The sequence below is a fragment of the Secundilactobacillus silagincola genome (assembly GCF_002583405.1).
GTDB classification, from domain to species: domain Bacteria; phylum Bacillota; class Bacilli; order Lactobacillales; family Lactobacillaceae; genus Secundilactobacillus; species Secundilactobacillus silagincola.
Genome location: NZ_BCMJ01000002.1, coordinates 345,914 through 357,694 on the forward strand (window position 1 = coordinate 345,914; position 11,781 = coordinate 357,694).

Here is an 11,781-nt window from a genome sequence, read left to right on the forward strand (position 1 = left end):
ACTGATAGCAAATAAGGAGAGCCAGAAAACGGGATTGTGTCCCAAATTATTTTAGTTGGAAGAGATTGGCAAAATTAATGTTAAAGGCAGCTAGTGCACCAGTAGTCAAACGAGTAAGCTGATTTGCTAATTCATCAGGGGTACTGGTACCGTCAGTTCGTAGCCAGTTAAGTGCCATGCCCACGTGAGCAGCTACGATGTAGGACGCGATGTTTGTCACCGGGATATCTGGTTGATTAATTTTACCGAGAATGGCGGTGTAATTGGTCATCCCTTCCTCTAGCAACCTCTGTTCGAAGCCCAACCAATGTTGATCAACGATGAAGGACTTGTAGGCTTGCCGGTAAGCCTGACACTTTTCAAAGTAGCGTCGATAAAATATCAGTGGCGTTTGGGCTTCCTGTACCGTTTCTTGAAGCTGACTAAGTAAGTAGTCGGCTACCCAGTTGTAAAAAGCAAATTTATCAGCATAATGACGATAAAAAGTGGATTTAGAAATGCCAGCTTGCGCAATCAAATGGCGTGTACTGATAGTATCTAGTTGTTTGCCGTCATTCAATAAGTCAATGAAAGCGTTGAATAATTTTAAATCACTCGTTCTTGCTTGTTGAGTAGCCAATCATCTCACCTCAGCTTCTTAATGAGTAAAGTTTAACATATTTGCCGATTAAAAAAGCGATTAGCACGTGGCTAACCGCTTTTTAACATACTGGATTTTTCAACTGTTATGATACGTTCACGCTTTGTGGTTGATAATTTTTAGAATCAACGCTATTAAGGGTTTGTGGTATCAGATTTGGTAGCCAAAGGTTTCTGTAAATAAAGCTGGCATTTGCAAGTAAATCGTTGCCATGACTGACGAGCAGTTTATCGAATTCGTAGTAACTTAACTTCTCAAGACTATGACGCACCTGATTAAAATCAATATTACCAGGCGCAATAGCGAGATCATCGTTTTCATTAATCAAGTTATCGGCAGCAAATAAGATGCCGTTGTGACGGTTCCAAAGATAGGCTACCTGTCCAGCACTATGACCAGGTGTCTCAATCGCTGTAATGCCCCCAGCTAACGGAATTTGAGTATCACCATGAATGCGGTGAGTGACCGGAGCTGGTTCAAAATAGGGACAACCCTTACCAGGACTGCCATCATACTGATGAACGGGTGGCATTGGGAAGGATTTTTCCAAAATTCCTGCATCAGCGGCACCCATCCAAATTGGTGCGTGGGATTGTGCAGCTACTAAAGCAACGTTACCGATGTGATCTGGATGGCCATGCGTAATCAGAATTTGAGTGATATCAGTAGTCTTCAAGCCTAGTTGGTCTAGGGCACGGACCACCATATTTGGGTGACCGGGTTTAACCGGATAACCAGAATCGATTAAAATCCAGCCGTCATGATCATCATGGATCAAAAAAGCGTGGACGAACCACAGCTGCAGCTGCCATAAGTCAGGCTCCAGTTGAGTAATTGATAAAGGTTCAAGATTGTCTTCACTCAAAGTAAAAATCTCTTTTCTGTTAAATGACCAGTTTAATCATCACAAAAATAGCCACTAGCAACCATCCGTTTTATCGTCAAATCAATCTAATTATACCTTAATTATCGGACTCATTGCCGCGTTAGTCAATACACTAAAGGTTAGATATTACTGTTTTGCAGTCGTGGCTGAGTTGTTAGTGAACTAATCTTAGATTGTTTTAATGTTGGGTGTTTGTTAATTCAAACCAGTCATGAATTCACTTAATTTATCCAGTCCGGTTTGCAGTTCTTTGCTCTCAAAGGCATACCCGATTCGCAGTGCGTGTTCAATGTCGAATTCAGCACCAGGGACTAGCAGCACGCCGGTCTGTTTAAATAATTGATCACAGAATTGTTCACTTGGCAGAGCGAAATCGTAGTGCAGTAAAGCCGTTGTCCCAGCTTGAGGTTTGACCCAGCTGATATGTGGCTGAGAATTAACCCAGTCGTTTAAGATGGCTAAGTTCTTTCGCACGATATCGCGGTTCCGTTTCAGTAAGGTATCTTTATGATTCAGGGCAACTTCTGCTACCATTTCGTCCAGCACACCACAGCTGATGGTGTTGTAGTCACGGTGCGACAGGATGGTTTTCATGAAGGCTTCATCATGAGTTGCTACCCAGCCTAACCGCAAGCCGGCAAGTGAGAAGACCTTTGACATGCTGCTGGTAGAAATTCCCTTGTCGTAAAGGTCGATGACTGAAGGGGAATAGGTATCAGTTTGGGTTAAATGACGGTAAACTTCGTCGCACAAAACGTAGGCGTCAACTGATTTAGCAACTTCAATGATCCGTTGCAGGTGTTCTTGCGGCATTAATGAACCAGAAGGATTATCCGGATTGTTCAGCACGATTAATTTCGTTTTATCGTTCACTAAGGTCTTTAACTGGGCGATGTCTGGCAGGTAATCATTTTCCGGTTTCAGAGCAAGCAACCGGACTGTTGCACCAATGGTTTCTGGAATTGACTGCAGTTGCTGGTAAGTGGGCGTAACGACGACTACTTCATCGTCGGGGTCGACTAAGGTTGTCAGTACCAGACTGTTAGCACCGATTGCACCATGGGTGGTGACCACGTTTTCAGGGGTCAAGTTTTGGTAAAGCTGCGTGATGCCTGCACGTAATTCGGGAGCACCCACGATGTTGCCATAGGTCAGTCGGGTGGTTAACATTTTCTGCGTAAAAGTTTGTTCATCAGTATCGGTTAAGCTGAGTAATGCGTGCAAGGACAGCGGTGAGACACAGGTTTCGCCGAGATTATAGGTTGCAGCTGTTTCGTATTCGTCCATCCATTGTTCGACGCCAAAGGTTTTCATTTTCATAATTAAATTCTCCTAAAGGTTGATAGTTTGTCCGAGGTTTAACTTAGCAGCGTTATCCAGTGCAAGGTTAGCAGCTGCGATGTCTTGCAGCGCAATGCCCGTACTGTCAAATAACGTCACGGTTTGTGGGACCCACTGATTTTCAGTTGTTTTGGCGAGCAATTCACCAATTTCTGGTAGCTGTTCTTCGGTGACAATACCGGCTTTCACGGCCGTTTGGGCTTCCCCGACACTAGCTGATTGTGTACGGTCATCCACGTAGAACTTAGCGGAACTGAATAACTGTTCGTCTACTTCTTGTTTGCCGGCCATATCGGCACCAATGGTATTGATGTGAGTACCAGGTTTGACCCAATCAGCTTTGATCATCGGTTTGGTTGAAGGCGTCGCGGTAACGATGACGTCGGCTTGCTGAGTTGCTGCTTTAAGATCATCACTAGCACTGACTTTAAGCGCAGTTAATTGCTTGGCAAGTCGTTGATGTTCCTCACTGTTGCTATCAATCGCTGGCAGAAATTGGTTGGTGAGCGTTTCAACTAGTGAATGAGCCAGTGCCTCAGCATTTCCCGGTGACACCACGTTCACAATGGTAATGTCACGTAACTTTGGTAGTACCGTCAATTCGGCCATCACCTGAAAGGCGGCCTGTGAACCGGAACCCACCAGCAGGAGCTTAGTAGCGTCTGGATTGGCTAATGTTTTAGAAGCCACCGCTCCAGCAGCGCCAGTCCGGTACCCGGTGAGGGCCGCTGCGTTAACGATCCCCTTTGGTAAACCAGTTTGGTCATCGTACAGATTAACGGTGCCGTTGAGTTCAGGCAGTTGTTTGGCATCGTTTCCCGCGAACCAGGACAGTAATTTCATCCCGTAGACACCCTGTGACTTCAAATAACCGGAACGGATATCCATGTCGGCCTGATCTGAAATGAATTCATGGTAAATCATCGGCCAAATAGTGCCGTCGCCGGTGGCTTTTTCACGGTAAGCGTCTCCCACCACTTTGATGACACTCGGGAAATCTAATACTTGCTGTAAGTCGGATGCAGTTAATACACGCATATTGAAACCTCCTCAAATTGTTTAAAAGAAAAAAGGTATCCACCATTCAACCCTTGTAACGCTTTGCAGCGCCGTACCTACGGGTAGAATAATGAATACCATCACTCTTATAGTCTGATATATCCGGTGACATATCGACCAAGTTTGTTCAATTGCAATTAGTCTAGCATTGGGGAATTTGAAAGTCAATTTTAATTTTGTATTAACCCAAGTCTCATCTGATGACAACGTGACGAGTTGCTAGTAAAAAAGCGCTTTCTAAGATAAACTTGATTCAATAGAATAATTGGGGGGATTATGATGACAGAACCAATTTTTGACGTTCAGGGGTTAAGGTACCGAAACGGTAAAAACCAGATTTTGCAAGATATTACTGTTCAGATTGAACAGGGGGCTAATTTGACCATTGCGGGTCCATCCGGGTCGGGGAAAAGTACGTTTTTACGCATTTTAGCAACCTTACTGACACCAACAGCCGGGGTGGTGAAGTTTAATGGTAAAAAACAGTCGACCTATCCTAAGCCCGTCTACCGGCAGCAAGTTTCCTATTGTTTCCAGCAACCAACGTTGTTTGGTGAAACCGTGCGGGACAACTTAAAATTTCCGTTTGAGATTCGCAACCAAACCTTTGATGAGACTAAGGCTTTGGCTGCACTGGATTCGGTTGAGTTAAAAGCAGAGATGCTGGATCAGCCCATCATTGAGTTATCGGGTGGTGAGAAGCAGCGAGTGGCACTGGTGAGGAACCTGCTGTTTAAGCCACAGGTATTGTTGCTGGACGAAATATCAGCAGGACTGGATGTCGATACCAAGGGTGTAGTTCACCGCTTGATTCAATCCTATCGTGAAAGTGGCGTTACCGTGCTGTCTGTCACCCACGATGAGTCGGAAATTGCGGCTGCGGATGATTTGATGAGGATTCGCGACGGGAAGATTGAGGTGCCAGCTCATGAATAATTTAATTGTCAGTCCTACAGCGTTAGCCTTTGCGGTGATCCTCGTTGTGATTGCCTTAGCGATTAATTTAAAGGAAAAAATTGGCTTGGAACGCGATATGATTATTGGTGTGATTCGGGCAGTCATTCAACTGACGGTGGTTGGCTACGTATTGACCTACATCATTAAGGTCAATCGAATTTGGCTGACGGGCTTAATGGTGGCAATTATTATCTTTAACGCCGCTTTGAACGCAAATAAGCGAGCCAACGGTATTCCTCACGCCTTCGTTATTAGTCTGCTGGCGATTGCCACCGCTACATTAATTACGATTCTGTTGCTGGTTATAGCGGGTGCAGTCCGGTTTACACCTAGTCAAATCGTGCCAATTTCCGGGATGATTGCTAGTAACGCTATGGTGGCTATTGGACTGGCCTACCGCAGTATGAATACCAGTTTCCACGATCAGCGGCAGGGCGTGCTGGAACGATTGGCCCTTGGCGCTAATTTGAAACAAGCTTCCGCACACATCGTTCAAATGGCGATTCGGACTGGCATGGCACCTACAATTGACTCAGCCAAAACGGTGGGAATCGTTAGTTTACCTGGCATGATGTCGGGTTTGATTTTCGCGGGTGTTGACCCCACCAAGGCCATCATGTATCAGATCATGGTTACTTTTATGTTATTAGCGGCCACTAGTATTGGTAGCGTGATTGCCTGTTATCTGGCCTATCCGCGGTATTACAACAGTGATATGCAATTGAGAGATAAATCGTTAAATTCGGCTAAATAAGCTGATAACACAAAAGCAGCTTTACCATTCAGTTAGTCGCTGATAGTAAAGTTGCTTTTATGATTGAAAGTTTAGTTTTCCACTGGTACACCTGCGTTAAGGCGGTCCATGATCACTGAAACGGGTTCAATCTTCTTGATTTGTGAGATACCTAATCCAAATGAGGCATAACCCTTAGTGAGGTCGCCTTCAAGCATGCCAATCCGCATACCATCACCAGCAGATGAGGCTTTAGAAATTTCTTCCCGGCTTGCTCCCTTGGTATCCATTTGAACTAACTTATCTGGTAATTCGCCTGGTAAGGAACGGTAATAGGCGGGAAGTGTTCGGTACATCACCAGGTCATCCGCATCTGCCTTGAGTGCTAGTGCTTTGATATTTTCAGCCAAACGGCTTTCTTCAGACATCATAAATGCAGTACCAGCATACAGACCCTCAGCACCAAGCGCAAAGACGGCCTTAGCGGTTCGTGCATCCACGATACCGCCAGCTGCCATCACGGGCATGTCGTTAGCAGCATCGACAACCATTGGGACAGCTGAAAGGGTACCGATAACCTTTGTAGGGATAGTGCCACCTTCATCAAAGCCAGTGGCAACGAAGATATCGACGCCAGTAGCTTCAGCTTGTTTAGTAATTTCAACTGTGGGTGTGATGGGACGAAAGACAACGGTAATCCCGGCTGCTTTAACTTTAGTTACTTGATCAGCATTAAAATCACCAACGCAGATGGCAACGGGAACCTGCTCATCAATCATGAGTTGAAGGGTTGGCTCGAAGAAAGTGTCATTGGGGTTATTAGACATTGCCAAATTTAAGCCAAATGGTTTGTCGGTTAATTGACGGGTTTTCCGAATTTCGTTACGGGTGCGTTCGATGGTTTCGTCCAGTGAACGGGTAACGGTTGTTTGGCCAGCGTTAAAACCAATAACCCCTAAGCCACCAGCATTACTAACAGCGGCAACTAATTTAGCGTCAGTTAGCCAAAGTAGTGGTCCTTGGATGATTGGCTTTTCAATCTTCAAAATTTGAGCAACACGATTCGTCATGATTATTCACTCCAGTTATAATTTTTGTGATACAATTCACTTACAGATGTTATTATAGTGGCAGAAACCGAAACTTGCCATTAACTATTAAAATAAAAATTATTACTAAATAGATATAATTTTAAACAAGGAGGTTTGTCATGAGCACCCATCGAACATTATTGAATATCTTAAAAACGGTTGAATACTCACAGACTTTATCGGACGTTGCTAACCGGCTGTTTATTAGTCAGCCCTATATTAGTAAGTTACTTAAAGAATCTGAACAGGAATACCGCGTCACTTTGGTAACTCGTACTAAGCCCATCGAACTTACTGATGCCGGGATCATCATGATTAATGGCTTACAGGCAGTAGTAGATGAAGAAAACCGACTTAATGAAAGCTTACTGGCCCATGTTAATCAGGAGAACCAGCCGATTCAAGTTGCCGTAACTGATCCGTTTTTGAGCGACATCGTAACGGATGGGCTGTCCAAGTACTATGCAGCGCATCCTAACCAGCCGATTAATATTAAGCTTTTAAACGACGTGCCAGTTAGCAGCCAGATTGATACTAAAAATATCGATATTTTTGTCGGTAAGCGGCTGCTCGATACCAATTTTAAACAAATTCACGTTCCTGACCGACAGTTGTGTTTCTTCATTTCAAGTCACTGTAATTACTACGACCCTGACAGACTCTATCAAGACTTTCAGTATGATTCAATTAAGGCGTTGAATACCCATTCGTACATTGGCTTTGCGGGTTATGATGCTTTTCAACGTTACGTGAACCTGAGCTTTAAAAAGGAAGATGTGGCGTTATCGACCGCTCTAACTGTGCCAACGGCAGCGGATGCCCTTAGAGCTGTTGATCATATTCCTAACTCGGCGACGGTAACCACGTTATATACTGCCGAAAAGGTTTTTCCAGAACGGAATTTTAATTTAATGCCACTACCAGCAAACATACTGAGCCTTGCTTCAACCATCAATTATCGCAACACAGCGGATGATGCGTTTGTCAATATTGCCCAATACATCAAGCAATTACTGCAAACTCACGATCATTCACTAATGGTATGATAATAATCAATACTTCCAATTTGAAATGAAGGTCGTTATTAATGAGAATAAACGTTTTACAGCACACGCCAAGTGAAGGTCCAGGAAGCATCGTCGATTGGGCAGCAGACCATGGGCACCAAGTCTATATTTACCACCCGTATCAGTTCAACGGAATTCTGCCAACGGTGGATGACACGGACCTGTTGGTAATTTTAGGTGGGCCAATGAGTCCCAATGATGACGTGGAATGGGTTAAGAACGAGCGGCAATTGATCAAACAGTTACTAGCACAGCATAAGCCGATTTTTGGTGCTTGTTACGGGGCCCAGCAAATTGCTAAAACGCTGGGGTATCAAGTTTTAAAGGCACCGCATAAAGAGGTCGGCTGGGCACCGGTATACCTTCAAAGTAACAAGGTTCCGGGATTGCCTAAGCAACTAACCGCGTTGCATTGGCATGAAGAAATGTTTGAAGTCCCCACTGAAGCACAATTGTTATTTACCAGTGATTTAGTGCATAATCAGGGCTTTATACTAGGCGATAACGTGATTGGCTTGCAGTTTCATTTAGAACCCAAGACAATCAACGTGCGAACCATGGCTATCAATGATGGTCAGTATGCCAATGAGGGTAATGATCTGCACCAGACTGCTGCTGAAATTCTCCAAGCACCAGTGCCTGTAGAGAACAAGATGGCGATTGACGCTATTTTTGATTTTTTAACCAAAACTAATTAGTAAAATCCCGTTTGAAAGCCCATTCAAACGGGGTTTTTGTTCGAAATTGACTCCAAATTAAACTTATCTTGTGATATCATAATTGTTATGAATTTAAACAGGGGATGATAACATTATTGAGCTTTTCGAAAAAGCGCCGATTCCAAAAGCCTACTTTACATTAGCTTTGCCCGTAGTTTTTGGGACCGTTATTTCCATGATTTATAACTTAACGGATACCTTTTTTATTGCGCAGACGCAAAACGCTAACCTGGTTGCCGGAATTACGCTGTGTACCCCGTTGTTTTCAATGATGATTGCATTGGGGGATATGTTTGGCTTGGGTGCCAGTTCAGCTATTTCAAGGTTGCTCGGTCAGAAAAAGTACAAGCTGGCCGGCCGTGTTAACAGTTTTTCGTTTTATGGCGCGCTTACACTTGGCATTATTGTAATGATTTGCCTGTTTGTGTTTAGAAAAGAAGGCTTATCACTGTTGGGGGTTACACCTAGTACATATCAATACGCCAATATTTTTTATGAAATTATGGCGGCGGCTAGTGTGCTGATTATTATTTCTTTGGTTCCCATTAACACCCTTCGTACTGAGGGCTTGGCTACTCAATCGATGATTGGGACGGCATCAGGGACCGTTCTGAAGATTTTCTTGGATCCACTATTTATTTTTGGTTTTCACTTAGGTGCAGCGGGTGCCGCGTTAGCAACCGTGGTCGGGTACTTAGTTACAGATACAATTTTAATTGGCTACACCGTTCGACGCGCACGTTATTTGCACGTTCATGTTAACAAAATGAAGATTCCCCTCAGTGAGGTAAAAGACGTACTCATGATTGGTTTGCCAGCTTCGGTAACGAACTTTATGACCATGCTGGGCACGGCTTTAATGAATAACTTTTTGATTGTGTACGGTGCCACCAAAGTTGCCGGTTTCGGAATTGCAATCAAGGTTGAAACCATTGTTATCATGGTACTCGTTGGTTTCTGTTTCGGCTCACAAGCATTGATTGGGTACAACTATGGTGCTAGAAATAAAGAACGGTTAACCAAAATTATTCAGTTTGACTTGTTAGTTAACGTTGTGTTCGCGTTTATTATTGCGCTGGGCTTGATGGTGATTTCACCTGCACTGTGTGGGTTGTTTATGAAGGATCAAAACGTTGTGCACGCTGCAAGTTACATGTTGCGCTGGTTCCTGATTACCACACCGTTCATTGGGGCCTCGATGGTGTTCACCACCATGTTCCAGGCTGTGAACCAACCGCTAGATGCCTTCTTGATGTCAGTTTCCCGTCAAGGTGTGGTGTTTGCCGTTGTGATTTTCATCATGGCATCCGTTATGGGTTATCAGGGTGTCATTGTGTCGCAACCAATTGCGGATGTGATCACTGCAGTTATGGGATTAGGCCTTTATTACCATGAATTTGGTCCCAAGGGGAAAGTGGTTGCAAATTGGTGAATGAAACAGAGTGTGAAAACAAGCGGTTAAAGAGTGAAGTATAAGGGCTCAAAGCGTAACTTTCCCAAAGTTCAGGGAAAGTTACGCTTTGAGCCCTTATATGCAACTCTTTGCTTGTTTGAGCACGTTTAGGAGAGTGTGGTACAACTCGGTAGATTCCAGAATGTAACGCAAAAACTATTCCGGCGTTCTTTGTCGGAGTAGTTTTTGCGTTACATGGCCGGAATCTGAGTTGTAAAGCACGTTTAGGCTAGATAAAAGTATTGAACAAAGCAAGACTATTAAAACAGTTTGGTTAATTCGTGTGAACCATCACAAACTAACCAAGCTGTTTTAATTATGAGCACAATAACTCAAACGTTAGACTAGAACAAAACTTTGATTTAAAACTGAAACCCAGTATGTGATAAAATAACAATCTCAAAGTTTTTCTTAGACAAATATAATCGAAAAGATTGATGTAAACGCTTTAAAATTTAGCTGAAATGAACTATAACTAAGGTGTAAGCAAATGAGAACCAGTTCACAAGCAATTCTTAAGCATATGTAGAACTATAACATTCTGGTTATAGTGATATGTTCCAAGAATGATTTGTAAATTGACTTTCACTTCAACTTTCATTTAATTATTTTGTCAAATTAATCATTTGGAGATGATGGAGTTATGCGTATTAAAGCAGCAGTTGTTGATAAAAAAGGCGCTTCATTTGAAATGCGCGATGACGTCGAATTAGCACCAATGCAAGCTGACGACTTGCAGATCCACATGGTAGCTTCAGGGATTTGTCATTCTGACGAAGCTTTACGTAAGGGTGATGCCGAAATTGGTTACCCAATTATCCTCGGTCATGAAGGTTCAGGTATCGTTGAAAAGATTGGCCCAGAAGTTAAAAACTTCAAGGTTGGCGATCACGTTGTGCTTTCCTTCTATGGTTGCGGAAGTTGCGTGAACTGCTTGAGAGGTGTTCCGACACAGTGCTTGAACTACGCTGCTAATAACCTGTCAGGTGTACGTCCAGATGGAAGCGCTCACTTCACTGAAAACGGCAAGCAAGTTGATGACATGTTTGACCAATCCTCATTCACCACAACGACCATTGTTCGTGAAGCTAATGCAGTTAAAGTTCCTAAAGATCTTGATTTACGTAAATTAGGACCTCTGGGCTGTGGCTACGTCACTGGTAGTGGTACCGTTCTTAACACCTTGAAGCCGAGACCAGGTCAGACCATTGCCGTCTTCGGTACTGGTGCCGTTGGCTTGGCAGCTATGATGGCTGGTAAGATTTCCGGCTGCACAACTGTTATCGCGGTTGATGTTGTTGACTCACGTCTAAAGTTGGCTAAAGAATTGGGCGCTACTGATGTTGTTAACAGTAAGAGTGAAGATGCTGTTGAAAAGATCAAGTCATTAACGGATGGTCACGGTGTTGACTTTGCGGTTGATACTACCGGTGTTAAGAAGGTTATGGAAGATTCTATCCAAGCCTTAGCACAAGGTGGGACTTCAGCATGCATCGCCGTTACCCCTAACCACGTTGATTTGGATACTTGGAACGACCTTTGTGTTGACGATCGTAAAGTTATCGGTGTTAACATGGGCGATGCCGTTCCACAAATCGATATTCCTCGTTTGATCAAGTTCTACCAGGCCGGCATGTTCGACTTCGACAAGACCGAAAAGTTCTACAAGTTCGATCAAATCAACGAAGCTAACGCTGATTCAGGCAGTGGTAAGACCATCAAGCCAATCCTGGTTATCGATCCAGACTACGTACCAGGCAAATAAGTGATTGAGACGTTTGTTGTAGAATACAGTTTGCATTTTGGAAGGAAGCAATAACCGTGTCAGAAACAAA

General features: G+C 43.7%; 11 protein-coding genes. 6 read left to right on the plus strand and 5 right to left on the minus strand.

Going from position 1 to position 11,781, the window contains the following annotated elements; translation table 11 throughout:
• Positions 1-46: 46 nt before the first annotated feature.
• The 4 genes from CES82_RS03450 to CES82_RS03465 form a co-directional block, all read right to left on the minus strand.
• On the minus strand, positions 47-619 hold the full coding sequence (locus CES82_RS03450) for a TetR/AcrR family transcriptional regulator (RefSeq protein WP_098823929.1): 573 nt from the start codon (positions 617-619) through the stop codon (positions 47-49).
• A gap of 106 nt (positions 620-725) precedes the next feature.
• On the minus strand, positions 726-1,505 hold the full coding sequence (locus CES82_RS03455) for an MBL fold metallo-hydrolase (protein ID WP_180245644.1): 780 nt from the start codon (positions 1,503-1,505) through the stop codon (positions 726-728).
• 216 nt (positions 1,506-1,721) lie between these two features.
• Complete coding sequence (locus tag CES82_RS03460; RefSeq protein WP_098823931.1) at positions 1,722-2,846, minus strand: aminotransferase; 1,125 nt, start codon at positions 2,844-2,846, stop codon at positions 1,722-1,724.
• A 12-nt stretch (positions 2,847-2,858) separates the two neighbouring features.
• Entirely contained in the window at positions 2,859-3,905 is a 1,047-nt protein-coding gene (locus CES82_RS03465; RefSeq protein ID WP_098823932.1) for an ornithine cyclodeaminase family protein, read from the minus strand.
• A 300-nt stretch (positions 3,906-4,205) separates the two neighbouring features.
• Between CES82_RS03465 and CES82_RS03470 the strand changes: the two genes are divergently transcribed.
• The gene (locus tag CES82_RS03470; RefSeq protein WP_098823933.1) at positions 4,206-4,862 is read left to right on the plus strand and encodes an ABC transporter ATP-binding protein; all 657 of its coding nucleotides are present in this window, start codon (positions 4,206-4,208) and stop codon (positions 4,860-4,862) included.
• The gene (locus CES82_RS03475; protein WP_098823934.1) at positions 4,855-5,637 is read left to right on the plus strand and encodes an ABC transporter permease; all 783 of its coding nucleotides are present in this window, start codon (positions 4,855-4,857) and stop codon (positions 5,635-5,637) included. The genes CES82_RS03470 and CES82_RS03475 overlap by 8 nt, the downstream gene beginning before the upstream one ends.
• A gap of 71 nt (positions 5,638-5,708) precedes the next feature.
• On the opposite strand, the gene CES82_RS03480 is transcribed toward CES82_RS03475, so the two are convergent.
• Positions 5,709-6,686, minus strand: a complete 978-nt coding sequence (locus tag CES82_RS03480) for an NAD(P)H-dependent flavin oxidoreductase (protein WP_180245645.1) — start codon at positions 6,684-6,686, stop codon at positions 5,709-5,711.
• Positions 6,687-6,826: 140 nt separating this feature from the next.
• Here CES82_RS03480 and CES82_RS03485 point away from each other — a divergent pair, with 140 nt between their 5' ends.
• From CES82_RS03485 to CES82_RS03500, 4 genes are all read left to right on the plus strand, one after another.
• Positions 6,827-7,753, plus strand: coding sequence for a LysR family transcriptional regulator (locus tag CES82_RS03485; RefSeq protein ID WP_098823936.1), 927 nt, complete (start codon positions 6,827-6,829; stop codon positions 7,751-7,753).
• Positions 7,754-7,794: 41 nt separating this feature from the next.
• Complete coding sequence (locus CES82_RS03490) at positions 7,795-8,472, plus strand: type 1 glutamine amidotransferase (protein WP_098823937.1); 678 nt, start codon at positions 7,795-7,797, stop codon at positions 8,470-8,472.
• Between the two features lie 166 nt (positions 8,473-8,638).
• Complete coding sequence (locus tag CES82_RS03495; RefSeq protein ID WP_369689069.1) at positions 8,639-9,925, plus strand: MATE family efflux transporter; 1,287 nt, start codon at positions 8,639-8,641, stop codon at positions 9,923-9,925.
• 664 nt (positions 9,926-10,589) lie between these two features.
• The gene (locus tag CES82_RS03500; RefSeq protein ID WP_098823939.1) at positions 10,590-11,711 is read left to right on the plus strand and encodes an NAD(P)-dependent alcohol dehydrogenase; all 1,122 of its coding nucleotides are present in this window, start codon (positions 10,590-10,592) and stop codon (positions 11,709-11,711) included.
• Positions 11,712-11,781: the final 70 nt, after the last annotated feature.